Origin of the sequence: Pseudomonas sp. NIBRBAC000502773, from assembly GCF_006517195.1 — a bacterium.
Taxonomy (GTDB): Bacteria; Pseudomonadota; Gammaproteobacteria; order Pseudomonadales; family Pseudomonadaceae; genus Aquipseudomonas; species Aquipseudomonas marginalis.
Genome location: NZ_CP041189.1, coordinates 4,162,011 through 4,184,529 on the forward strand (window position 1 = coordinate 4,162,011; position 22,519 = coordinate 4,184,529).

The 22,519-nt window shown below is 59.2% G+C and carries 23 protein-coding genes, 1 tRNA gene and 1 pseudogene; 12 read left to right on the top strand and 13 right to left on the bottom strand.

Annotated features, from left to right (window positions below; genetic code table 11):
* Window positions 1-108 precede the first annotated feature (108 nt).
* The gene (locus tag NIBR502773_RS19065; protein ID WP_141156686.1) at window positions 109-1,356 is read right to left on the bottom strand and encodes an acyl-CoA dehydrogenase family protein; all 1,248 of its coding nucleotides are present in this window, start codon (window positions 1,354-1,356) and stop codon (window positions 109-111) included.
* A gap of 507 nt (window positions 1,357-1,863) precedes the next feature.
* Between NIBR502773_RS19065 and NIBR502773_RS19070 the strand changes: the two genes are divergently transcribed.
* Window positions 1,864-2,871, top strand: coding sequence for a helix-turn-helix domain-containing protein (locus NIBR502773_RS19070; protein ID WP_115486554.1), 1,008 nt, complete (start codon window positions 1,864-1,866; stop codon window positions 2,869-2,871).
* A 293-nt stretch (window positions 2,872-3,164) separates the two neighbouring features.
* On the opposite strand, the gene NIBR502773_RS19075 is transcribed toward NIBR502773_RS19070, so the two are convergent.
* The 7 genes from NIBR502773_RS19075 to NIBR502773_RS19105 form a co-directional block, all read right to left on the bottom strand.
* Window positions 3,165-3,842, bottom strand: coding sequence for an energy-coupling factor ABC transporter permease (locus NIBR502773_RS19075; protein ID WP_115486555.1), 678 nt, complete (start codon window positions 3,840-3,842; stop codon window positions 3,165-3,167).
* Window positions 3,843-3,910: 68 nt separating this feature from the next.
* Entirely contained in the window at window positions 3,911-4,351 is a 441-nt protein-coding gene (locus NIBR502773_RS19080; RefSeq protein ID WP_098480406.1) for a nitrile hydratase accessory protein, read from the bottom strand.
* Window positions 4,348-5,001 carry a nitrile hydratase subunit beta gene (gene nthB / locus NIBR502773_RS19085; protein ID WP_141156687.1) on the bottom strand — a complete coding sequence of 218 codons (654 nt, stop codon included), beginning with the start codon at window positions 4,999-5,001 and terminating at the stop codon, window positions 4,348-4,350. Before nthB ends, NIBR502773_RS19080 begins: the two co-directional genes overlap by 4 nt.
* 20 nt (window positions 5,002-5,021) lie before the next feature.
* Window positions 5,022-5,654 carry a nitrile hydratase subunit alpha gene (gene nthA / locus NIBR502773_RS19090; RefSeq protein WP_027606924.1) on the bottom strand — a complete coding sequence of 211 codons (633 nt, stop codon included), beginning with the start codon at window positions 5,652-5,654 and terminating at the stop codon, window positions 5,022-5,024.
* A 91-nt stretch (window positions 5,655-5,745) separates the two neighbouring features.
* Complete coding sequence (locus NIBR502773_RS19095) at window positions 5,746-6,234, bottom strand: group 1 truncated hemoglobin (protein WP_027606923.1); 489 nt, start codon at window positions 6,232-6,234, stop codon at window positions 5,746-5,748.
* A 727-nt stretch (window positions 6,235-6,961) separates the two neighbouring features.
* A tRNA-Met gene (locus NIBR502773_RS19100) sits at window positions 6,962-7,038 on the bottom strand.
* Window positions 7,039-7,399: 361 nt separating this feature from the next.
* A complete protein-coding gene (locus NIBR502773_RS19105) occupies window positions 7,400-7,951 on the bottom strand; it encodes an RNA polymerase sigma factor (protein ID WP_027606911.1) in 552 nt (183 codons plus the stop codon).
* 262 nt (window positions 7,952-8,213) lie between these two features.
* On the opposite strand from NIBR502773_RS19105, the pseudogene sctW reads away from it, so the two are divergent.
* The 11 genes and pseudogenes from sctW (at window position 8,214) to sctU (ending at window position 18,350) form a co-directional block, all read left to right on the top strand.
* A pseudogene (sctW, locus tag NIBR502773_RS19110) lies at window positions 8,214-9,277 on the top strand (type III secretion system gatekeeper subunit SctW).
* A complete protein-coding gene (gene sctV, locus NIBR502773_RS19115) occupies window positions 9,274-11,367 on the top strand; it encodes a type III secretion system export apparatus subunit SctV (RefSeq protein WP_141156688.1) in 2,094 nt (697 codons plus the stop codon). Before sctW ends, sctV begins: the two are co-directional and overlap by 4 nt.
* Before the next feature lie 34 nt (window positions 11,368-11,401).
* Window positions 11,402-12,301 (top strand): FHA domain-containing protein, encoded by a 900-nt coding sequence (locus NIBR502773_RS19120; RefSeq protein ID WP_141157854.1) that lies wholly within the window; start codon window positions 11,402-11,404, stop codon window positions 12,299-12,301.
* Window positions 12,298-13,656: a FliI/YscN family ATPase gene (locus NIBR502773_RS19125; protein ID WP_115486559.1), complete on the top strand. Its 1,359-nt coding sequence runs from the start codon at window positions 12,298-12,300 to the stop codon at window positions 13,654-13,656. Before NIBR502773_RS19120 ends, NIBR502773_RS19125 begins: the two co-directional genes overlap by 4 nt.
* A complete protein-coding gene (locus NIBR502773_RS19130; RefSeq protein ID WP_141156689.1) occupies window positions 13,643-14,071 on the top strand; it encodes a YscO family type III secretion system apparatus protein in 429 nt (142 codons plus the stop codon). Before NIBR502773_RS19125 ends, NIBR502773_RS19130 begins: the two co-directional genes overlap by 14 nt.
* Complete coding sequence (locus NIBR502773_RS19135; RefSeq protein ID WP_141156690.1) at window positions 14,068-14,526, top strand: type III secretion system HrpP C-terminal domain-containing protein; 459 nt, start codon at window positions 14,068-14,070, stop codon at window positions 14,524-14,526. The genes NIBR502773_RS19130 and NIBR502773_RS19135 overlap by 4 nt, the downstream gene beginning before the upstream one ends.
* Window positions 14,523-15,536 (top strand): FliM/FliN family flagellar motor switch protein, encoded by a 1,014-nt coding sequence (locus NIBR502773_RS19140; protein WP_141156691.1) that lies wholly within the window; start codon window positions 14,523-14,525, stop codon window positions 15,534-15,536. The genes NIBR502773_RS19135 and NIBR502773_RS19140 overlap by 4 nt, the downstream gene beginning before the upstream one ends.
* Complete coding sequence (sctR, locus tag NIBR502773_RS19145) at window positions 15,533-16,186, top strand: type III secretion system export apparatus subunit SctR (protein ID WP_115486563.1); 654 nt, start codon at window positions 15,533-15,535, stop codon at window positions 16,184-16,186. The genes NIBR502773_RS19140 and sctR overlap by 4 nt, the downstream gene beginning before the upstream one ends.
* Before the next feature lie 7 nt (window positions 16,187-16,193).
* Complete coding sequence (gene sctS, locus NIBR502773_RS19150) at window positions 16,194-16,457, top strand: type III secretion system export apparatus subunit SctS (RefSeq protein ID WP_065938437.1); 264 nt, start codon at window positions 16,194-16,196, stop codon at window positions 16,455-16,457.
* A 10-nt stretch (window positions 16,458-16,467) separates the two neighbouring features.
* On the top strand, window positions 16,468-17,256 hold the full coding sequence (gene sctT / locus NIBR502773_RS19155; RefSeq protein WP_115486564.1) for a type III secretion system export apparatus subunit SctT: 789 nt from the start codon (window positions 16,468-16,470) through the stop codon (window positions 17,254-17,256).
* Window positions 17,253-18,350: a type III secretion system export apparatus subunit SctU gene (gene sctU, locus NIBR502773_RS19160; protein ID WP_141156692.1), complete on the top strand. Its 1,098-nt coding sequence runs from the start codon at window positions 17,253-17,255 to the stop codon at window positions 18,348-18,350. Before sctT ends, sctU begins: the two co-directional genes overlap by 4 nt.
* Here the strand turns inward: sctU and NIBR502773_RS19165 are convergent, their stop codons facing one another.
* From NIBR502773_RS19165 to sctL, 5 genes are all read right to left on the bottom strand, one after another.
* A complete protein-coding gene (locus NIBR502773_RS19165; protein ID WP_141156693.1) occupies window positions 18,351-18,701 on the bottom strand; it encodes a transcriptional regulator in 351 nt (116 codons plus the stop codon).
* An 11-nt stretch (window positions 18,702-18,712) separates the two neighbouring features.
* Window positions 18,713-18,916 carry an HrpT family type III secretion system protein gene (gene hrpT, locus NIBR502773_RS19170; RefSeq protein ID WP_115486566.1) on the bottom strand — a complete coding sequence of 68 codons (204 nt, stop codon included), beginning with the start codon at window positions 18,914-18,916 and terminating at the stop codon, window positions 18,713-18,715.
* Window positions 18,913-21,057, bottom strand: coding sequence for a type III secretion system outer membrane ring subunit SctC (sctC, locus tag NIBR502773_RS19175; RefSeq protein WP_141156694.1), 2,145 nt, complete (start codon window positions 21,055-21,057; stop codon window positions 18,913-18,915). The genes hrpT and sctC overlap by 4 nt, the downstream gene beginning before the upstream one ends.
* Window positions 21,058-21,070: 13 nt before the next feature.
* Window positions 21,071-21,463, bottom strand: a complete 393-nt coding sequence (locus NIBR502773_RS19180; RefSeq protein WP_141156695.1) for a type III secretion protein — start codon at window positions 21,461-21,463, stop codon at window positions 21,071-21,073.
* Between the two features lie 301 nt (window positions 21,464-21,764).
* On the bottom strand, window positions 21,765-22,358 hold the full coding sequence (gene sctL, locus NIBR502773_RS19185) for a type III secretion system stator protein SctL (RefSeq protein WP_141156696.1): 594 nt from the start codon (window positions 22,356-22,358) through the stop codon (window positions 21,765-21,767).
* Between the last annotated feature and the right edge of the window lie 161 nt (window positions 22,359-22,519).

Below are 22,519 nucleotides of genomic sequence, written 5' to 3' on the forward strand. Positions count from 1 at the left end.
TGACAAAGATAGGGGGGACGCGCCCCAAGTCGCTTTGTTGGGGCGGTCATTCGTTGTGCTGGGAAGGACAGCTGCTCGGCGCTTACGCCTCGTGGCACGGGGGCCGCTTCAACTGCGTGCCTCTGCGCCGGCCATGGCGTCGTAGGCCGGCGAGCGCAGCAGCGCATGGAGTTGCCGGCGGCGGACCCCCATGTTGCCGCCGTCGTACAGGGGAAAACACAGCGCGTCCTGCATCAGGCCGGCCAACGGGTAGAGGTCGGTGTAGGCATCGACACCGACAACGCGCATGGCATCGTAGACAGCCTGAACGCACAGTTCCGAACAGTGAACCTTGGTGATGATGGCCAGTTCGCGGCTGCGTCCCTGGGTGATATCGAGCTGGTGACAGGCTTTCCAGGTCAGGTAGCGCGCGGCCTCGATGCGCATCTTGATATCGGCCAGCATGAAGCCAACGTTCTGGTGCTCAATCACAGGCACCGTGCCGGAGCGCTTGTCGGTGCGGGCAAACTTCAAGGCGACGTCGAAGGCCGCGCGCATCACACCTACGCAGGCCGCGCCGATGAGCGCCGCAGTCCAGGAGAAGGCATCTTCCACCATGGCAATGCCATCGCCCGGCTTGCCCACAATATTGGCCGCCGGCACGCGCACATTGTTGAAATGGATGCGCGGCGAGATCGTCGCGCGATGGCCGACGGTATCGAGAAAGCCCGCGATCTCGATGCCCTGGGCGCTGCCGGGCACCATGATGACCGCCAGCGATTGCTGCGGCGGCAGGGCCGCATCGGTGCGGCATATGACGCTGTACAGGTGCGCGCCGTTGCCGTCCCAACCGGTACCGTTGGTGGTGTAGTGCTTTGCGCCGTTGATGACCCATTCGTCGCCTTCGAGGCGGGCGAATGTCTGCACGCCGGCGGAGGGGTCGGGACTGTCGTAGTTAGCGCCGCCGGTGACCTCAGTGAAGGCCAGGGCGGCCAGGCGCGAGCCATCTTCGACGAAGTCCGGCAGGAAGCGGCGCTTCTGCTCCTCGGTGCCGTGGTGCAGCACCGCGTGCAAACCCAGGCCGGTGCCCAGCAAGGCCGAAGGCAAGTTGACGTCGGCGGCGGCGAGTTCTTCGGCAGCCAAGGCAAAATCCAGCGTGGTCAGGGCGCTGCCGCCGAACGAGGTTGGCAGCAACGCCTTGATGAAGCCGGCGTCGACCATTGCATCGTAGAACGGCCGCGTGGCGTAGAACCGGTCTTCCGGTCGCGCGATTGGGGCGATGGTGGGGGCGACCTTGCTGAGGACTTCGGCGGCGAAGGCGCGCGCGCTTGCCTGTAAAGCCTTCTGTGATTCGGTGAGCTGGAAATCGATAGCCATGGGAAGCGACCTTTCTTGCGGTGGGTTAGGTAACGGACAACCCATCGTAGGCAGCCGGACTGCCTCGGTCTCGCTGGAGCGTGCAAGCCCAATTGACGATTTGCGCAAGGGCGCAGGGCTTTCCCGACTGAGGTTGTGCCTTCTGCAGAAAGAGCCTGTAGCGGGTGAATGCCCCCTTGGTTCTGGCGCGGACTTTGCGTCTTTCTACCGCAGGTCACATGGGGTCAGTCCTGCGCCTGTTTATCCGGCGAAAACTGCACCGGCATGACGCATTCGCATTCCCGCCGTGCACAGCGCAGGCACAACCGAAAATGCCGTGCCAGGGTGCCTGCAAGCCCATCAACCGACGACTTGCCTTTGCGTGCAAGACCAGTTGACGATCTGTGCAACAGGAGGACCACATGACACGTCTGAGCGGCCCGCCATACCGTGACATTGGCTCAGAAATCAGTCGCTGGCTTGCGCTCGCGATGATTGTCTTTTGCGCCACTGAGGGGTGACCGCAGGATGCAAATCTGGACTACCGAAGCGTGCGTGCAGCGCGAAAGATTCAGCTACTGGCGTGAGGTCCTCTGTGAAGCCTTCGTCTCGCTCAATCCCATCCTCAAGCAAGAGCATGCAGGATCGGACTTCACGGGCGAGGTGAGCTCCCGGCCCCTCTCCATGAGTGCGCAGACCCGCGTGTTTTCCCGTGCGCAGTTCGTCCAACGACGCTGGGATGAAATCCGCCGCAACCCGGTCGAGTTCTGCTTCGCGAACTTCCAGTTGGAAGGGTCATGCGTGGTACGTCAGGATGGGCAGGAGACACTGGTGTTGCCCGGTGACTTCTCCGTCGTGGACTCCACGCGTCCCTACTTTCTCGATTTCAGGGAAGATTGGCGCGTGCTGTCATTCCGTATACCCAGGGAGCAACTGGTGTCCAGGCTCGCGGCACCGCGCCAGGCGACAGCGCGCTGCGTCAGCGGACAAGCGGGACTTGGACTGGTCGCGGCTCGCTTCGCCCGCTCACTTGAACAGATGGACGCCAGCGTCGGGCTACAGGCGCAGCACGGGCTCAGCGCCGCGCTTAACGGCGTCATCGCCATTGCGTTGGGCGCCACGCTGGAGGCGCAGGAGCAGGACCGGGTGCCGGTGCGGACAGCCTTCCGCCAGGCGGTCGAGACCTATATAGCCGATCATTTATCTGAACCCGGGCTCGGGCCGGACCTGCTTGCGGCGCGATTCAAGGTCTCGCGCCGGACACTCTATGGCCTGTTCGAGGAAGAGCCATTTTCCGTCAGTGGCCTGATCCGGGAGCTGCGCTTGCGGCACAGCGCGCGCGATCTCTGCAGTTCCGGCCATCCTGGCGTGCTCGCCGTAGCGCTGCGCTGGGGGTTTAACGATGCCTCGCATTTCTCCCGGTTGTTCAAGCAGCGGTTCGGGATCTCCCCACGCGGACTCGCAGCCAGCGTCGAAGGTGAAGCCAAATCAGGAACGAACAGTTGTGGATCGTTCCAGGATCTTCTGATCAGGTGAAGACAAGGTTCAGGAACTACAAAGGCGATCACGGTGCGAGGTGCCGGGATGGGATGCGGCGCAGGGTGACCTGGGGTCATCTGTCGGTAGTCCCCGTTCATCACGGCGCGTTTCGCCATGAATATGGAGCCAGCGGTACTCCCCGGACTGCCTTGCGGGGGCTATTTCTGAAAAGCATCAACTACCTCCAGTTTTGCTCACGAGGTGTTGAGGTCGTTCTCGCTCTTGATGCCCCGAGCATCGCGGTCTTCGAATGCCCGGGGACAGTCTGGCTTGGACTGGCGTCTGTCGACTCAGGCAGCCTGATACAGACGGCGCTCGACCAGCCGGCTGTTACGCAGGCGATGCGTTGCCTTGGCACCGGCCAGCACGGCCAGGTCCAACAGCGGTTCGAGGATGACGACGGTCATGTAGGCACTGCCGAAGGTCAGGACCGACAGTGCGTTCTCTGCCGTGAAGCCCTTCCCGTAGAAGGCCCAGAAGGCAACCCAGGCGACGATGCCTGACTGGAAGGCCGTCGACAGGCCCAGTGCCTGGCGATAGCCCAGATCAACATAGGGCGTGTTTGGCGCGATGATACGCCGCGCCAGGGCAGCAACTGCCAACAACGGTACCAAAAGGGTGGTGACGTTCATGCCGTACTGCGGCAGGTCGAATGGGGCGAAGAACAGACCCTGGATTAACAGCCCCAAAGCGAGACCTACTGCTGCTGGTGCTGCACCGAACAACAGGAACAGCGTCGAGCCGAGTATGAGATGCACCTCCGAGACGCCAACCGGATGATGCGGTAGCAGTTCAAAGAAGCCAAACACCAGCGCCGTGGCGGCGGCGGCGCGAACTACCAGCGAGACGGCACCGCGTTCGCCAATGGCGTCCGCAACGAGTTTGACGGTGTAGGTGCCGACGGTTGCGGCGGTAACATAGCTCAGCCAGAGTTTTCCGGCTTCCACGAGGCCAGGTTCGATATGCATGACGATGACTCCTTGGCCGCCTCTGCGGCTTGCTAGGTAAAAAAGGACAACAAGAAACTGCTCCGCCCTCAGTGAGAGGCTCGGCTGATCGCCACGGGCTCGCGATGCGGCAGATGCTCACCGGTGTGCCCGTGGGCCGGTGGACAACTTGCATTGAGCAAAACCACGGGTTGTCCATGGGGAGTATTCAGATAGGCCTGCCTCCATTCCTCGCCCCGTTGGACGATGTCCTCCATCCCGGTCAGGCCTAGGGTGGTGACCATTCTTTCCATGGCCGTGATCCATTGCCGGTAATAGGCGTCATTGACGCTTTCTCCGGGTTGCGCCGGGGCAGCCTTGATCTCTTCGCTGAATACCTGCACCCAGTCCTTCCAGGGGAACACGCCGGCTTGGTGCAAGTGCACCAGCAGGGAAAAAGCCTGAGCCTGCCAAGGCTTGTCGAACACCGGGCCTTCATCGTCGAGAGGGAGGCCGACGGCCTTGTAGTCGTGGCGCATGCTCGTGTTCATACGGCCTCCAGGTAGTTGTCCCATAGGTCGATGCACACACTGTCTGGTCGCCGTACTCCCCACAATTCTTCGGCACTGAAGCGTACGGCATAGACCTGCTGCGGCTGTTCGCCCAAACCGTGGGCCATCGTGTCCGGGGTAGCGAACGCGCCATGCGCGATCACGATTGTGCCGACCTTACCGCGCGCGTAGCGTGGCAGCCGGGTGTGATTGGTTGGGTTGAGGCACTTCGTTCGCACCCGGTCACCGACTCGGAACTGGCCGGGGACATCTTCTTTTGCCCGCGACGAGGCGCCGCCGAGCACTACGGCGTCGACGATGTCCGGTGTTAACACCGTGACGGGCTGTGTCGGTGGGGTTGGTTTGGCCGTACCCTGCAGTTCGGCGGTGCTGATGACGCCCTTCTCTGTCAGCAGGGTCTCGAAGGCGTGCAGCCAGTGCTCGTAGTAGCTCGACTGCAGGTATTCGGCCGGCTTCATGCGTTCGATGGCGTGGCGGAATTCGTCGACGTTGAAGTACCCGCCGACGAAGAGCGAGGCGAAGAGCGGAAAAACCCTGCGCTCCCAATCATGATGGAAGATGGGTTCGTGCTCTTCCGTGAGCACTGGGCCGAAACCATGCATGCCGCCCAGGTCGTGTATACCATTCATGGGTTTTCTCCTTCTCAGGTTCAGGCTACTTGATCCGGATTCTTAGGCAGTCCGGTACCGATCATGGCGTCGCGAGTCACGAGTTCGACCAGTTGTTCCTCGTTCCAGCCATCAGTACCCGCCGGACGTTCCGGCAATACCAGATAGCGCAGCTCAGCGCTGCTGTCCCAGACGCGAACTTCCTTGTCATCAGGAATCGTCAGACCGAACTCCGCCAGCACGCCGCGCGGGTCAATGACTATCCTCGAGCGATAAGGTGCGGACTTGTACCAGACCGGTGGCAGGCCCAGGGTCGGCCACGGGTAGCAGGAGCACAGTGTGCATACCGTCACGTTGTGCACGGTCTGGCTGTTCTCCACTACCACCATGTCTTCGCCCTGAACCCCAGAAAAGCCCAGCTCGGCGATGGCTGCAGTGCCATCTTCCAGCAGCCTGTGTTTGTACAGAGGGTCGAACCAGGCTTTCGCTATGACCTGGGCGCCGTTTCTCGGGCCGACCTTGTGTTGGTAGGTGTCCACCAAAGCATCCATGGCTACGGGATCGACCAGGCCCTTTTCCGTCAGCAGGGACTCGAGCGCTTTGACGCGTAGCGCTATGGCCTCCGGTGGCTCGGTGTGGTCGTGATCGTGATGATGTTCGTGCGTATGACTCATGTCTTTGCCCCCTCTGAAGTTGGTGAAATCGCTCCCTGCATTACTCGACGAGTGCAGCAATACCAGTATTCGGCGCCAGCTTTTTCACAGGTTACTTCCCTCGTTTCGGCCAAATTACCCCAACGCTTTTCATTCCTTTGGCGGGGTCCATTTCGGGGTGTGCGAGTACTACGTCGCGGTAGGAGGGGCTACCAATCACGGCGGGTTTAAACTTGATCAGAAAGTCATTGACCTCTTTGCGCAGGTCCGGCGCCAGATCGTAGTCGTTGTAGCATTCCTCAAGACAATCGAGCACGGCTTGCCAGTGCACCTCGGTAAGACCCATTCCGCGATGCGCGGTGACCATGTCCCTACCTCGGTATTTGGCGCTGCCACCCCAGTGTTCAGAAAGGAAATCGACAAAGTTGATGTGTTCCTTCTGGAATGTTGATTCGGACATGTGGGCCCAGATATGGCCGATAGCGGGATGTCCCATGGTCTTCCTCAAAACTGCACCTGCGAACTGATAAATGACGTCGTAGCCCCCAAGACGCGCATAGAGGGAGGGCTGTTGTTCCACGGATGGTTGCTGGTCGGTCATGATGCGGTTTCTCCGTTTCGGCTGGGGACGATCTCATTCGCTCAATGTCGTGTTCCGCACGGTTGATAAAGGGCGCGAGAACTTGCGACGAATACAAAATTAGAGCTGCTGTCGAGCGCACGCTTTGCTGGCAAGGACAATCGTTTGGTCTGGACGGACAACGGCTTAGAAAAACCGTGCTTGTGGCAGACGCAGAATGCTGACATCGGAACTGGTCCTGCGGCCATGGGGGTAGATATGGTCCGTGCCTGGGGTTCCTTTATTTCTGTCTTGACCGGACGGTTCGCTGTTCTAGATCGCCGTGGACGTTGGTGTTTTACGATTGCTCCCATTCCATCGGCGTTGCAGCACCAAGGTCCCGAGTTGCAGCAGGTAAGTGGCAAACTCTTCGGGTGCCATGTCCCATCTGTGTAAAAACCAGGATGAATCGGATAGTCGCTGCTGTTCTCGTAGATGCATGAGACACCTCGTCATTTGTGTTTTTAGGGACACGGCATGGAGTGAACATTATCTAGGGGAGATGAAGTGTGCTTGGTTCGAATGGACAACCGTTTGGTTAAAAAGGACAGGTATAGATGTCCGGCATACCAGTGGGCAGCGATGGTGCGGGGGGAGGGGATAGGGATAGGGATAGGCAGAGATAAACGGCCAGACACAAGAAAGCCCGCACTAGGCGGGCTTCTTGAGGTGATTCATAGACTGCTGTAGACATCTATGGATCGGTACTTGGTGGCTACACAGGGACTTGAACCCCGGACCCCAGCATTATGAATGCTATGCTCTAACCAACTGAGCTATGTAGCCAAGTGGCGCGCATTATTCGCGTAGAACGGGAATGCGTCAAGCATTTATTTTGAATTTTTATCTACGCTTTCAATTGTTTATCGGAAACGCGCGAGTTGGGCGACGAGTGGTTGATGATTCGCTGCTTCTGTGAAGAGACGCCCCTGGCGCCAGGCAATCCCTCGGCTGCTGGGCAAAGCAGCTCGTTGACCCTGCTTGCAACGGGACTGATCGCTCAAGGGGCTTGGGGCTGACGTTCGGTTTTGGCGGGAGCGGTGCGACGCTGTCAGGGTGATTGGTGATCTTCCTGGCACGTACGAAAAAGGTCTGATTCGGTTGGGCAGATATCCCTGTCGCCCAACGCTTGGCCAGTCAGCCGGTTTTACGATTGAAACGGGTTCTGGGTGGTGCGCTTGAGCTGCTCGCGTGCTCGCGACAGGCGTGAGCGAACGGTACCGATGGGGATGTCCAATACATCGGCGGTGTCCTGGTAGCTGCCGTCGGTTTCCAGCGAGGCGTACATCGTCCTGCGCATTTCCGTCGGCAGGTGGTCAATGGCGCTCAGGGTGTTCTCCAGGCGGCGGTTGATCTCAAACTCCCAATCCAGGTTGTTGTTTTCTTCCTGCCCATGCCACAACGATTCATCAAATTCGCAATGCACGGGTTTGGCATACATGCGCCTGAAGTGATTGCGAATCAGGTTCTGTGCGATGCCGCACATCCAGGTACTGAGCGAGGCGTTACCGCAGAAACGCTCGCGGTTGCGCCAGGCTTCCAGGTAGGTCAGTTGCAGAAGATCATCCGCATCTTCCGGGTTGAGTACGCGCTTGTGAATGAAGCGCCTGAGTTTTTTCTGCTGGTCGTCTGTCAGGTGATGCATGAATTGAGGCGAGCTGCCAACGAGGTGAGCTAAAGCTTCAATGGGGAGATTCATGTTTTTTTTCCTTAGGGTAGACGCAGTCGAGCGGGTGTCGACAGGTCCCTTTAGCACTCCCTGTGCCAAGCGGAAAAAATTCGTAACCTTATGATTTATATGTATAAATATTTTGAATTGATGCGTTTTTGTGCAGTGATTTGCACGGAGCACTGAAGGCTTTTGCAAGTTTTTTCAAATTCGTATTGAGAAAGGATTTCGATGGAACTGCATGGGGAGCCATTGCCACACAGGGAAACACTCTTCCTGTACTGGCGTGTCCATGAAAGTCGAATCCAACAACGATGTGCAAACAATCCGCCCCTGGATCAGGCGGCTATCAGTCATGCCTCAGTTCCCGCACCCGCGAAGGGAATCGATGAGCTTGCACATCTGTTCGGCCAGGAGGTGGAGCTCAACAGCCGAGCGCTGAGCGGCCGGCGGATGACGTTGCGCGTGCCCCCCGTCGAGCAGCTTGCGCAACTTTATGATCAGTTGGGCCATCCGGCCAAGAAGACGCTGGCGTTCCTTTCGCTACTCTTCAGGCAGCAATTGCAGGGCAGACCTACTGTCGAAAAATTGCTGAAGCTTGCGGACGGGGACCCGGCGCGTGCGTTTGTGGTGCTCAAGCATGTGGCTGCCAAGGCTGGCAGCGAGGTCCGTCAGTCCGACGCTACGTTGGCGCGCGATGCCATTGCCCAGCTTGAAGCCCGTTTCAAAGGGGAGATCCAGGCAGGCCTGAACATTGCCTTGGCGTTGCAGTCGGCCGGGGTCGACCCGCAGGAGCGCCAGGCACTGCGTATGCTCTACTACGCCAATGTGGTCACGCGCCAATCCCTGTCGACGATGATGCAGGCTTTGCTGGGTGTATACGGTGGTGAGCAGTTCCACATCGGGCTCCAGGTGATGCGTAAGGCGTTGGCGGATGACATTGCGGCCAAGGTGTCGTCAATGCCCACGCCCCTGTTGCGCACTTTGCTGCAGGGCCTGCGAGACTGCGGGCAGTTGAGCTCCGTGTTGGCTGGGTGCAATGAGTTGATCGGGCGCTTGGGCATCGAACATGACGCGGTAGGCTTGTTGCAGCGTCTGCTGGCTTATGCCGGCGGTGGCATTGAGGCTGCTGAGGCCCTGCGATTGGTGAATGATCTGGGAGGGGTCTCATCCCTCCAGCAACTGTTAGCCCTCCAGGCGATTTACCCATTGTTCAAGCAGTTGCCCTTGGCCTTGTGGTCTGACAATCAAGTACGACGGGATACCTTGGCTCGGCTTGTGACGGTGGTGGACGAAATGGACCGGCATATGCGCGGGCCTACACGACATGCCGGTGAGCCGAGGACCATGACGTGACCGCTCTGTCGGCCATCAACCGTGTATTGCTCAAAGTGGCACAACGCGCCGAAGTGTTGGGCGCCGTGGTGGTCATGGCCATCGTATTCATCTTTATTGTGCCGCTGCCCACCTGGCTGGTGGACATTTTGATCGCCCTCAATATCTGCATTTCGTGCCTGTTGATCGTGCTTGCGCTCTACCTGCCGGGCCCCCTGGCGTTTTCGTCGTTTCCGTCGATCCTGTTGTTGACCACCATGTTTCGACTGGCCCTGTCGATTGCAACCACGCGTCTGATCCTGCTGGAGCAGGATGCGGGTGACATCGTCGAGGCCTTCGGTAATTTCGTTGTGGGAGGCAACCTGGCAGTGGGGATGGTGATTTTCCTGATCCTGACCCTGGTTAACTTCCTGGTGATCACCAAAGGCTCGGAACGGGTTGCCGAGGTCGCGGCGCGGTTCAGCCTGGACGCGATGCCTGGCAAGCAGATGTCCATCGACAGTGACTTGCGTGCCGGCCTGATTGACGGCACACAAGCGCGGGACAAGCGCGAGCAGTTGTCCCGTGAGAGCCAGTTGTTCGGCGCGATGGATGGGGCCATGAAGTTCGTCAAGGGCGACGCTATCGCGGGGTTGATCATCGTCGTGGTCAACCTGTTGGGCGGCTTCTCTACGGGCATGTTCCAGCACGGCTTGAGCGCTGCTGAATCAATGACGTTGTATTCGGTGCTGACTATCGGCGACGGTCTGATTGCACAGATTCCGGCGCTGCTGATCTCTCTGACCGCCGGCATGATCATCACCCGCGTGGCGCCGGAGGGGCGTAAGGGCATCAGTAACATGGGTGCCGAAATTGCCCGGCAAATGACCAGCGAGCCCAAGAGCTGGGTCATCGCTTCGGTGGGCATGCTCGCGTTTGCGATAGTGCCCGGTATGCCGACCGGGGTATTTATCCTTATTTCGCTGATAACCGGCAGCCTGGGGTATTACCTGATGCGCCAGCGTCAGCGACAGGCAGAGCCCGCGGCCGCAGTCGCCGAAGCCGTGCGTCCCGAAGAAAACGGAAAAGAGGACTTGCGCGGGTTTGATCCGTCGCGCCCTTACCTGTTGCTGTTCCCCCCGGTTTTGCGTGGGACGCCTGAGGTGACGGAGCTTATTCATGGAATTCGTCAGGCCCGAAATGCACTGGTTGCCAATATCGGTCTGACCCTGCCGCCCTTCGAAGTCGAACTCGATGACTCGCTGGCCGCCGACGAAATGCGTTTTTGTGTGCATGAAGTGCCGATGGTCAAGGCCTCGGTTGTCAACTATCTGGCCGTTGAGCGTAACGCCTTGACGGTCGAGCCTGAGCACGGAATACCCGGGCTGGCTGAGCGTGATGAACAGGACTGGGTCTGGCTGGCACCGGATGATCCATTGCTCGATGACCCGCAATTGGAACGCTTTACCGCGACCAGTCTGATCATCGAACGCATGAAGCAGGCCATGATGCTCAGCGGACCGCAGTTCCTGGGGATCCAGGAGAGCAAGTCGATCCTCAGCTGGCTGGAGCACAACCAGCCGGAACTGGTGCAGGAACTGCAACGAATCATGCCGCTGTCGCGGTTTTCGTCAGTATTGCAACGCCTGGCCGGTGAAGGCGTGCCGCTGCGCGCCGTGCGGTTGATTGTCGAATCGCTGATCGAGTATGGCCAGCATGAGCGTGAGCCGGAAGCATTGGCCGACTACGCGCGTATTGCGCTCAAGGCGCAGATTTTCCATCAGTACAGCGAGGCCGACGGCCTCCATGCCTGGCTGCTGTCACCGCACTCTGAAAACATCCTGCGTGAGGCATTGCGCCAGACCCAGACCGGGGTGTTTTTCGCGCTTGACGACGACCACAGCGCCGCGTTGATCACCCTGCTTAACCAGGCCTTTACCTTAAGGGCCAAGAGCAAGAGTGTGCTGTTGGTGGCGCAGGACCTGCGTAGTCCCTTGCGTACTTTGCTGGTGGAAGAGTTCAACCATGTTCCGGTGCTGTCGTTTGCCGAGTTGGGGAACACCTCCAAGGTCAAAGTGCTGGGGCGCATTGACCTTGGCCAGGACGAGCTGATGCGTGGTGCAGTGGCATGAGTATTCGGCCATGACCAGCGTGGAGGCCTCGCTGATGTTTGAGTTAAGGGTGCTTGACGGGCTGCGCCAGGGCGCTGCGTTGCCGTTGTTTGGGGAGCAGTGGAGCATTGGCGCTCACGCAGACGCCGACCTGATGTTGAACGACCCGGGCGTCGTCGAGCAGCATGCGCGCCTGCGGCTTATTGACTCCAACTGGTTGGTGCAGGCCGAAGCGGGGCTGTTGCGAGACCCCGAAGGCCAGGTACTGGCGCAGATCGCCAAGCTGGAACTGAATGTGCCGTTTTCAGTAGGAGGGGTGCGTCTGTGCGTCACCTTGGCCGAGGAGCCTTGGCCCCAACCCGCAGCCCCTGTGACGGTAGCGCCGCCGCCGGCCCATGAGCCTGCGCAAGCGATGAAGTTATCGTCAATCTCGCAGTCGCAACAAAAGCGCCTGATCAGCCTGGTGTTGGTGGTGACGGCAATCCTCGTGGCCGTGGGCACGGTCTCTACAGGGGAGCGTGAGGCGCAGGCTTCGCTGATGCCGCCCGTGGTTCAGAAACAGGAGCTGGCTTCGCCTTTTGAAGTACGCCAGCAGCTATTGAAGATGCTCAGCGAACGTGAGTTGAGTCAGCGGGTCACCTTGCAAGTGATCAATGGCCAGGTGGCGCTCAGCGGAGATGTTTCCCAGGACGACGTGGAGCTGGTAGCGCGCATGCTCAGCCGTTTTGGTGAGCAATTCGACAGCTCGGTACCGGTGATCAGCCGTGTGCGTGCGCGCGACGGCACACTGCCATTTAGGATTGTGCAGATCGTCGGCGGGCCGAACGGTCACGTGGTCCTGGAAGAGGGCGGCCGACTGTTTGTGGGCGACGAAGTGGAAGGGCTGCGATTGGTGCTGATCGACAACAGCAAGGTGGTTTTCGACGGCGCGCAGCGTTACGAGGTGCGCTGGTGAGTGCGGATTTGCAAGCGCGTCTTGAAGCCTGGCAGCAGCGCCAGTCCCAGTCATTGAGCAACTTTGCGCCGGTGACGATGCGTGGCCGAATCCAGCGCGTCAACGGCATGCTGCTGCAGTGCCGGCTACCCCAGGCGCGTATCGGCGATTTGTGCCAGGTGGAAAAAAGTCCGGGCGACTACATGCTCGCCGAGATCATCGGCTTCGATCAGCAGGATGCGGTGCTCAGCGCCTTGGGTAATTTGGAAGGCGTGCGGGTAGGCGCTGGAGTGGAGCGCCTTGGGGTATCGCATCGAGTCCAGGTCAGCGAGGCCCTGTTGGGCCAGGTGCTGGATGGTTTCGGACGGCCGATTACGGGGCAGGGCGTGAGTGCGTTTGTCGAGGCTGACTTACCGGATACCAGTGCGGTGTTGTGTGAAGCGCCGCTGCCCACCGAGCGGCCGAGGATTAACCGTGCACTGGCCACCGGCGTGCGTTCGATCGATGGCCTGATGACGATTGGCGAGGGGCAGCGAGTAGGCCTGTTCGCCGGGGCCGGTTGTGGCAAGACCACCTTGCTGGCCGAGATCGCGCGTAACGTCGAGTGCGATGTCATCGTATTCGGGCTGATCGGCGAGCGGGGGCGGGAGCTGCGTGAGTTTCTCGACCATGAGCTCGATGACCAGTTGCGCGCCAAGGCGGTCCTGGTGTGCGCCACCTCCGATCGCTCCAGCATGGAGCGCGCCCGAGCTGCGTTCACGGCCACGGCATTGGCCGAAGGGTTTCGGCGCAAGGGGCAGCGGGTATTGCTGCTGATTGACTCCTTGACCCGTTTCGCCCGGGCCCAGCGTGAGATCGGCCTGGCTGCCGGCGAACCCCTGGGGCGCGGAGGTTTGCCTCCTTCGGTATATAGCCTACTGCCACGGCTGGTGGAGCGTGCCGGGTTGACGCGTGACGGAGTGATCACCGCCATCTATACGGTGCTGATTGAGCAGGACTCCATGAACGATCCGGTGGCCGATGAGGTTCGCTCGCTGCTCGATGGGCATATCGTGCTGTCCCGCAAGCTTGCCGAGCGTGGGCACTACCCGGCGGTGGATGTGTTGGCAAGTCTTTCACGGATCTTGAGCAACGTCGCGGAGCCGGAGGACATCCAGGCGGGTACGGCATTGCGACGGTTGTTGTCGGCGTACCAACAGATCGAGCTGATGCTCAAGCTGGGGGAGTATCAACCCGGCAGCGATGCCCTGACCGATCTGGCGGTGGACAGCCGTCAGGCGGTCGACGGGTTCCTGCGTCAGGACCTGCGTGAGCCTACGCCGATGTTGACGACGCTGGAGCAACTTAAGGAGCTGACCGCCCATGTCCCATTCTGATGTGCTTCTCGGCGAGGTCGAGACGTTGCGGCGCCTGCGCAGGCACAGGGCTGACCGCGCCGAGCGTGCCCTGCGTGAGGCCAAGCGCGCCCAGCAGGCCCTGCTCGTGGATATCCAGCAGGCTAAGGATGTGCTTGAGCAGACTCGGCAGGAGGAGGCTCGGCAAAGTGCTGAATTGCTCAGTCAGCATCAGGGGCAGGTGCTGAGCCTGAAGGCCTTGAAATCCTGGGGCGCACAGGAGCGAACGTTATCTGCCAGTACCCGGCGGGACCAAGGCCAACTGGCGCAATTACAAGGCCAGCAAGACGAAAAGGAAAGCCGCGTCGGGAGTGCTCAGAAACACGTCACCGCGTGTCTGCGGCAGGTGGAGAAGCTTCAGGAGTTATCCCTTCTTCTGGCCCAGGAGCCGACATGACCCAGGTTTCAAATAAACCCGTTGAGCGCCCACGTCCGCGTGAGGTGCGCGAGGAGCGGGAGCCGGGCGCTACGGGCGTAGTGTCTTGGGAACAAGGGCGACTGTTCGCTCAACTGTTTGCCGATAACGATGAAGGCACTGGATCGGGAGCTTCCTTATCGGGAATCAAGGCGTCGACCGGTGCCTCCATGGTCGAGGCCCTTACCGAGCAATTAGCTCCTCGCATACAGGCTGGTTCCCAGTGGCCGCTGCAGGCGGTGTTGTACTTGCCTCGGCTGGGGCGGATCAATGCCAGCGTTCGCCGTGAACAGAGTGCCTGGAGCATTGAACTGGAAGCGGAACATGACGCCACGGCGCGTTGGCTCAACGGTGTGCGGCAACAGTGTGAGGACCGGTTCTCGGCAGTGCTGGGGTTGCCGGTCAACCTGCTTGTGCCTAGTACCGGTTGCGCATGAAAGTGCCGCACTTGACCTTTCCCTTAATCAAGAGCGACACGGTTGCCGCACGCCGTCGACTGGGGCGCGGCTTGCGCCTGGCGTTTCAGGTCGCCAGCGAGGACGGCGAGCTGCGGCTGGAACCTGGACGGGCACCAGCAGGTGCCGAGGCGTTCTGCTTCGAAACCGTGTGTGGTGTCCTGGCGCTCGCAGAAGCGGGGCCGTTGCTCAGCCTGCTGGGCGAATGCCCGGTGACATTGGCCCCGTCCGGCAACGATCCGGAGTCCTGGTTCTGGGCTTTGTTCCAGCATCACCTGAGCCCGCAGGTGAGTGCGTTATTGGGGGATATCCGATTGCTGGAGACCGACCGGCCCAAGGGGTTTGGTTGCCGGCTCAGCGTAACCCTGGGGGAGTCGCGGGTTGTGGGCTATCTGTGGCTGGCCCCTGAAACGTTCCTGGCGTTGTGCGACGCCGGGCCATGGCACGCCACTGCCGGGCCGATGCCGGCGCGGTTCCAATTGGCAATTGCCGTGACCCTTGGGCGTTTGCAGTTACCGATTGCGCAGGCTCGTAGCCTGCGTACCGGTGATGTGCTGGTGCTTGAACAGACCTTTTTTCAAGCCGAGGGCAGCGGCTACATACAGGTTGGCAAACAGCGGCTGCATGGCTGCATTGACGATGCCACTGGTGCTTTGTGCCTGACCCTTACTTCTATCGAGGACACGTCCATGGACGAAGATTTTGCAGCGCCCCATTATTCGGAATACGAGGAAGGGGAGCCCGTGGAGGATGTATTTGGCAATGAGCCGTTCGATGAGTTGAGCATGGCGCTGAATGTGCGCTGCGGAACGCTGAACCTTACGCTGGGTGAACTGCGTAATCTCGCACCCGGCTCGGTGCTGGGTATCGCCGGTTACGCCCCCGGTATGGCGGGCCTTTATTATGGTGACCGCCCCATAGGCCAGGGACAGTTGGTGGAAGTCGACGGGCGCCTGGGGTTGCAGTTGTCCCGCGTGATGTTCGGCCGATGATACTCCAAGGGCTCGACCCCCTCGTTCTCGCGCTTTTTCTTGGGGCACTGACGTTGATGCCCCTGCTGTTGGTCATCTGCACATCGTTTTTGAAAATCGTGATTGTGCTGATGATTACCCGAAATGCCATCGGCGTGCAGCAGGTGCCGCCCAGCATGGCAATCAATGGCATAGCGTTGGCAGCGACGTTGTTCATCATGGCGCCGGTGGGTTACGAGATCGCCGAGAGCGTCAAGGCTTCGCCCCTGGACATGAGCAATGTGCAAACGGTACTGCAGACGGGTGGAGAGGCCATCAAGCCGTTGCGTGCCTTCATGCTGCGCAACGTGGACCCGGATGTGCTGACGCATCTGCTGGAAAATACCGCGCGGCTGTGGCCCGCACAGATGGCGCAGGAGGTGCAGCGCGAGGATCTGATTCTGTTGATTCCGGCCTTCGTGCTGTCGCAGTTGCAGGCAGGGTTCGAGATCGGCTTCCTGATCTACATTCCCTTCATCGTGATCGACCTGATCGTCTCCAACCTGCTGCTGGCGCTGGGCATGCAAATGGTCTCGCCAATGACCATTTCCCTGCCGCTCAAACTGCTGTTGTTCGTGCTGGTATCCGGCTGGTCGCGGCTGCTCGACAGCCTGTTCCTCTCCTATCTCTGAGTGGCTTATGGAACCGATCGTGCTGTTCAAACAGGGCATGTTGCTGGTGGTGGTGTTGTCGGCGCCACCGTTGATCGTGGCGGTGGTGGTGGGTGTGCTGACATCCCTGGTGCAGGCACTGATGCAGATACAGGACCAGACGCTGCCCTTTGGCATCAAGCTGGTGGCGGTGGGTATCACGCTGATCATGACCGGGCGCTGGATTGGCGTGGAGTTGATCCAACTGATCAACCTCACCTTCGAGATGATCGGCCGCTCGGCCCTGAACTGAGGCCTCGCCTGTGCTGCTCTATCTCGAATTCCTGCCCAGCCTCTTGATCGGCATGGCGCGTATCTACCCATGTGCCATCCTGGTGGCGGCGTTTTGTTTTCAACACATACGCGGCATGCTTCGGCACACCATTGTGATGGTCATGGCATTGCTGCCCGCGCCGGGTATCCATGCGGCGCTGGAGGGCCAGGACTACTCCGCGCTCATGCTCGGTGCGTTGGTACTCAAGGAGGTGGCGCTGGGATTGTTGCTGGGAGTGTTGCTGGCGATGCCGTTCTGGATGTTCGAAGCAGTGGGGGCATTGCTGGATAACCAGCGCGGTGCACTTGCCGGTGGTCAGCTCAATCCTTCACTGGGGCCGGATGCCACGCCCATCGGGCACTTGTTCAAGCAACTGGCGATTTTTCTGCTGATGGTCAGCCTGGGGTTGGGCGCGTTGACCCAGGTGATCTGGGACAGCTACCTGATCTGGCCCCCCACCGTGTGGTTTCCGCTGCCTGCGCCTAATGGCATGAGTGTATTTGTCGGTCTGCTGGGCGATACCTTCACGCACATGATGCTGTATGCCGCGCCTTTCATTGCGGTGCTGTTGTTGCTGGAGTTCGGTATTGCGCTGCTGGGGGTCTACAGCCAGCAATTGCAGGTGAGTACGCTGGCGCCGCCGGTCAAGAGCCTGGCAGGTATTGGTATTGTGCTGTTGTACTTTGCCCTGCTGCAGGACCTGATCGTCGGGCGCATGCTCCAGTTGGGTGACCTGAAACACTCGCTGGGGCTTCTCTTCAAGGCCTCATTGCCATGAGTGATTCGGGGGAAAAAAAACACCCGGCGTCTGCCAAGAAGCTGCGCGACCAGCGCAAGAAAGGCCAGGTCGCCCAGAGTCAGGACGTCCCCAAGTTACTGGTACTCACGGCTATCAGTGAGATCGCCCTGTTAACCGCCGAGACCAGCCTTCAGCGCTTCCAGCAATTGATGGTGTTGCCGATGTCGCGCTTGAGCCAGCCGTTTGTACGCGCGTTGGAAGAGGTGCTGGTTGAAGGGCTGGTCATGTTTGCTTCGTTTGCCCTGTTGATGGTCGGAGTGGCGATCACGACGAAGCTGATCAGCAGTTGGATGCAATTCGGGTTGCTGTTCGCCCCGGAAGCGCTGAAGCTCGATTTCAATCGCCTCAACCCGGTCAGCCAGCTCAAGCAGATGTTCTCTGCCCAGTCGGTGATGAATCTGTTGATGAGCATCGCCAAGGCGTTCCTTATCGGCCTGATTGTTTACCTGGTGGTCTGGCCTTCGCTGGGGGTATTGATCAACTTGGCAAACAGCGATCTGCAAAGTTACCTGCTGGCGCTGATCGCCCTGTTCCGTCATCTGCTGCACGCCTGCCTTGGGTTGCTGCTGGTGCTGGCCCTGATTGACCTGGCCTTGCAGAAGTACTTCTTCGCCAAACGCATGCGCATGACCCAGGTCGAGGTCGTCAAGGAGTACAAGGACATGGAAGGTGACCCCCATGTGAAAGGCCAGCGCCGCTCGTTGGCGTACCAACTGGCCCAGGAGGAGCCGAAGGTCAAGCTGCCCAAACTAGAGGAGGCCGATATGTTGGTGGTCAACCCGACGCACTTTGCGGTCGCCTTGTACTACCGGCCCGGTAAGACGCCGCTGCCGTTACTGATCAGCAAAGGCACCGACGCCGAGGCCCGCACGTTGATCGTACGAGCCAAGGCCGCCGAGGTGCCGGTGATCCAGTGTGTGTGGCTGGCCCGCACGCTATATACGAAACAGCTCGGTGCAAGCATTCCTCGCGAAACCTTGCAGGCCGTTGCGCTGATCTACCGCACCTTGCGCGAGCTGGATGACGAAGCCAAGCGCGAAACCCTGGAGTTGCCGGAGCTTGAGCGGCGTTGATCAGCGACTGGAAGATGCGTCCAGGGCACCGAGGTTGGCCAGCGATAACATTCGGCTGAGAGTCTTGTCCAGCGTGTTACGCGCTGCCGGCAGCGCGTGCCAGATCACCAGGGCGTACTGGGCATCGAGGTAGATGAAAAAGCCATCGTATAACGACGCGTATTCAAAGCGTCGCTCCAGCACCCATTGCAGTTGCCCGGTTTGCTGCGCTTCACGGGCGATATGCAAGGCCATCCCCCGCTGATTGCCGCCTTGCAGCGCACACACCTTGATGCCGGGAGCGAGCGGCAGGTGAGCGGCAGCGCCGCTCACCAGACTGTCCAGAAACACCTGGCGTTGTGCGTCGGGCATTTCCTTCACGCTCATCGTTCCAGTGATACCGTTTGGTAGTCTTTTCGCTCCCCGGCGGGGCCCGGCTCGACACGCATCTGCGGTGGCCACCAGATCACCATTTTGTCCTTGGCCGATTGCGGGCGCGAGCACGAGTCGCCCTTGCAGGTGGGGGTGCAGCCGGCGACGAGCAGCGCGGTGCCGATCAGGGTGACGCAAAATAAGCGGTGTTTCATGGCGTAGCCTTTTGAGCAGGAGAGATCAAGGAGGGGCGGGGCACACTGAGGTGTTCATCCTTCACCACTGGGCGCATGGCGATAAATACCTCGGCTTCTTCACCCGGCTTGAGCCAGGCGCGCGGCCATACGCTGACGGCCAGGGTCTGGGAGTTGCTGCACTCTTTTTCGTCGATACGCACATTGCGTTTGAACTGGTTGCGCAACACCACCACCGCTACGTTGTACTCAGGGCCTGCATACCACTGGCTGCGTTCGGTGTTCAGCGCCAGCAAGTCGCGGGTGTTGCACAGGGTATTCAGCCCCAGCGGCATCGGTGCAGCCTTGAACGCCTTGGGCACTTCACCGCTGACCAAATGCGCCAGGGTGCTGATGATATCGCTGCGCTTGATCACCGGTTGGTGAGGGCTATAGCGCCGCGCCAACGGTGCGAGGGCTGCCTGCAATTCGACTTGGTCGTCCTGGGGCAGGTAGCGCGACGGATCGGCCTGGTCACCGATGACACGTGGGGTGAGAATGAACAGGCGTTCACGCCGATTGTTCTGCCGTTCGGTCGAGGAAAACAGCGCCTTGCCCAGTAGCGGGATATCACCCAGCAGGGGGACTTTGTTGCGCTTGTCGCTGCTTTCGGTGACGTGGAAGCCACCGACCACCAGCGAGCGCTTTTCCGCCATGACCGCCTGGGTGCTGACTTTGCCTCGGCGTACGTCAAGGTTGCCGGGGAGGGGGTTGCTCTCGTCGAAGTTACCATCTTCGATATCCACTGCCAGATGGATCTGGTGGTCGCCCCGGCTGGTGATTACGCGGGGCACAACCTGGAAGCTGGTCCCCACGGTGACCGGCAAGATGGTTGCATTCTCTCTACCGGGCGTCAGGTATTGTGTGCGGTTGAAGTCGATCACCGCCGGTTGGTTTTCCAGCGTGAGCACCGAGGGATTGGAAACCATGCTCGCCAGCCCCTTGGCTTCCAGCGCACGTATATCCGCGTAGAAACGCTCGCGGTTTTCAATCGACACCTGCGACGAAGTGCCCGGTGCCATATTGACACCGCCACGGAAGCGACTGTTCTGAAAACCCCAGTTCACCCCGAATTCTCGCAATTGCGTGCGTTCGATATCGAGAATGATCGCGTCGATTTCCACCAGTTTGCGCGCGACATCGAGTTGAGTGATCAGCTCGCGATACATGGCCTGGCGTTCCGGCAAGTCGTAAATCAGCACTGCGTTATTGCGTATATCGGCCTCGACGCGAATCCGACTATTGGAGACCGGGGCGCGTGGGGTGACCGCGGGGCCGATGTCCAGTGATGCCGGGTTGGCGTTAGCACCGAGCATCTGGCCCAGCAACGGGTTGCCTAGCCGGGGAATGTTGGGAGTGAGTGGCGCGGGTGGTGAGGTGGGACGCTGGCTCAGCCTCGAGAGATTCGAGATATTCGAGGTGGACCGCGGTTCCAGCAGCCCGCGCAAAATGCTGGCAACACCTGGGACAGCGAGCTTTTCGCCGCGGTAATCCACATGACGGTCCGCCGCATTTGCGAACTTCAGCGGGTAACTCAGCACGCTTTGTTTTTCATCCGGTGTGCGGCGTTGACTGCTGAAGTGCTTGATCTGTTCGATGTAGCGCTTGGGGCCGGAGACGAGTACCACACCGTCTTCCGGTAACTCGCCCCAGCCGAAGCGGCTATCGAGCAGTCCGATATCGGTCAGGGCCTGCTTGAGGTCGGCGATGGTTTCGGAAGAGACTTCAAGGCGCGCGGAGTCCTGCTGGTCCAGGGTGCTGACGAACAGGGTGTTGTTATAAAGGTACCACTGAAAACGATGCTCAACGGCCAGCCTGTCCAGCATTGACTGCGGGGTATTCGCGCGGATCTTGCCATTGACATTGCCTTCCAGCAGGCCCTCGATTTGCAGTCGCGTGCCAAAGGTCTGAGCGAAGTCTTCGAGTACGTCTCGTAGGGGTTTGTGTTCCGCCTCGTAGGCGTAGGCGGTGTTTTTCCATTCTGAGGGAATGGCAGCCAACGTGCTGCTTAGCGGGATCAATAGCGAGCAAAGCAGGCCGATACGGCACCAACGGACGCGTTTGGATAAAACGATGGGCGAATCAAAACGCAGACTCCTGCGCTCGCGGGTCTTGTTATTCATGGGAGTACTCTGGTTAGCACAGCTGTGAACGAAGCGGGAGAGGCTTGACGCTCAGGGGAGGGCGCCAAAGACGTGCGAAGATAGCTCGCCATGCATCGCGTTGATTGAGTAAGGCTGCCAGAGAGTCGAGCACATGTGGCTCACTCAGTTTGCCTTTCAGACTCTGAGTAAGCCAAAGCACACCAGTGTCTGGGTTCTGAGCCAGTGCACCCTGGAAATGCACGAGGCTGGCGGCGCCCAGACGTGCCCAATACTGTAGAGCCACGCCGTCAGCTCGAGTTGACGTCAGTTGGGCGGCAAGTAACAAAACGCTTTCCTGATATATCAATGTGACTTCGCCATCCTCTTCAAGTAATGTCATTTGTTCTTCTTTGTTACGCAGCCAGTCACAAATTAAATCTTTCATTTAATTGAAAAAGTCAATTGTGGTTCTGAGCGACTGATTTACAATCTTGGCGTGATCCTGATCCAAAGAATTGGCCATTTCTTTGTTAAGTGCCAACTTAAAAAAAAGTTCGCCATCCCAATTGTCTGGCGATGCCTCCCTGAAAAAAGATGTAAACTCTCTGTCAGCGTTCTTCCGGTTTCTTATAACTTCTGAAGTGAAGGTGTTATAGAAGTCCATGATCTACCTTTATGGCGGATGTCGTTGAGGGGGGATTCATTACTAAATAGGGAACATTAATAAACGCTAGAGAAGATCGAGCTCAGACATCGATCCGACGATCCCTAACCTGTTCGTAAAGAGCGTTGCGCATGTCGTTCCAGCTGATTCTGAAATCTCCTTCATCTGTCTTCAATACAAGGGTTTGGGAGTCGATTGAAGTGTCGGCTTTAAGCTTCCATACTGTACTTCCATAGCGGGCTAAACAGTGCGTTACCTCTTTAAGGTCATGTGGGTGGCACACCAGTGTTGCGGAGATTTCGTCGACTTGGCTTTTCAGTAATTGTTTGATAAGAGCTGCCACTCGTTGGGGGGCTACTATCTCGTCAAGCAGGTTATGTATAGCCTGATTGGTGATCTGGGTGGCGTAATGTTCCAAGTTGTCGCACATCGTTTGCCTACTACGTTCCCACCGCTTGAGCTGAGCATCGACGCGTTGCCAGATATTAAACGAAGCCTTTTCCAGCAACACCTCACATTTTTCCTCTGTCAACCTGATCAACTCTTCAGCTTGAGCGTTTGCGTCACGCAAGAGTTGGTTAGCATGCTTCCAGTTTGCAAGCTCTTCCCGGGGGATTATGCTACGTGGCACGCTAGGCGAGGGCCCGGATAACTCAATGTTGTAACGGCATAACATTGTTGAACTCCTCAGTTGTGCCAGCTGTGGGCATGTCATCACTCGTCAATGTAGTAGCGCGCCATACGACTGCCTGCCAGAGTGTGTCGAGTCGATTACCTGTGATTCCGTGCGGAAGGTTTGTTGTTTCAACCTCAACCACACATTTGCGGGGGAATCGC

Coding starts and splice junctions, on each gene's coding strand:
- NIBR502773_RS19075 (WP_115486555.1), bottom strand. CDS start 3,842: ATGCATATCGAACCTGGCCTCGTGGAAGCCGGAAAACTCTGGCTGAGC.
- sctC (WP_141156694.1), bottom strand. CDS start 21,057: ATGAATAACAAGACCCGCGAGCGCAGGAGTCTGCGTTTTGATTCGCCC.
- NIBR502773_RS19080 (WP_098480406.1), bottom strand. CDS start 4,351: ATGAACACGAGCATGCGCCACGACTACAAGGCCGTCGGCCTCCCTCTC.
- hrpT (WP_115486566.1), bottom strand. CDS start 18,916: ATGAAACACCGCTTATTTTGCGTCACCCTGATCGGCACCGCGCTGCTC.
- NIBR502773_RS19095 (WP_027606923.1), bottom strand. CDS start 6,234: ATGACCGACCAGCAACCATCCGTGGAACAACAGCCCTCCCTCTATGCG.
- sctU (WP_141156692.1), top strand. CDS start 17,253: ATGAGTGATTCGGGGGAAAAAAAACACCCGGCGTCTGCCAAGAAGCTG.
- NIBR502773_RS19135 (WP_141156690.1), top strand. CDS start 14,068: ATGACCCAGGTTTCAAATAAACCCGTTGAGCGCCCACGTCCGCGTGAG.
- NIBR502773_RS19130 (WP_141156689.1), top strand. CDS start 13,643: ATGTCCCATTCTGATGTGCTTCTCGGCGAGGTCGAGACGTTGCGGCGC.
- NIBR502773_RS19065 (WP_141156686.1), bottom strand. CDS start 1,356: ATGGCTATCGATTTCCAGCTCACCGAATCACAGAAGGCTTTACAGGCA.
- nthB (WP_141156687.1), bottom strand. CDS start 5,001: ATGAATGGTATACACGACCTGGGCGGCATGCATGGTTTCGGCCCAGTG.
- sctS (WP_065938437.1), top strand. CDS start 16,194: ATGGAACCGATCGTGCTGTTCAAACAGGGCATGTTGCTGGTGGTGGTG.
- sctR (WP_115486563.1), top strand. CDS start 15,533: ATGATACTCCAAGGGCTCGACCCCCTCGTTCTCGCGCTTTTTCTTGGG.
- nthA (WP_027606924.1), bottom strand. CDS start 5,654: ATGAGTCATACGCACGAACATCATCACGATCACGACCACACCGAGCCA.
- NIBR502773_RS19180 (WP_141156695.1), bottom strand. CDS start 21,463: ATGAAAGATTTAATTTGTGACTGGCTGCGTAACAAAGAAGAACAAATG.
- sctL (WP_141156696.1), bottom strand. CDS start 22,358: ATGTTATGCCGTTACAACATTGAGTTATCCGGGCCCTCGCCTAGCGTG.
- NIBR502773_RS19105 (WP_027606911.1), bottom strand. CDS start 7,951: ATGAATCTCCCCATTGAAGCTTTAGCTCACCTCGTTGGCAGCTCGCCT.
- NIBR502773_RS19120 (WP_141157854.1), top strand. CDS start 11,402: ATGTTTGAGTTAAGGGTGCTTGACGGGCTGCGCCAGGGCGCTGCGTTG.
- NIBR502773_RS19165 (WP_141156693.1), bottom strand. CDS start 18,701: ATGCCCGACGCACAACGCCAGGTGTTTCTGGACAGTCTGGTGAGCGGC.
- NIBR502773_RS19140 (WP_141156691.1), top strand. CDS start 14,523: ATGAAAGTGCCGCACTTGACCTTTCCCTTAATCAAGAGCGACACGGTT.
- NIBR502773_RS19070 (WP_115486554.1), top strand. CDS start 1,864: ATGCAAATCTGGACTACCGAAGCGTGCGTGCAGCGCGAAAGATTCAGC.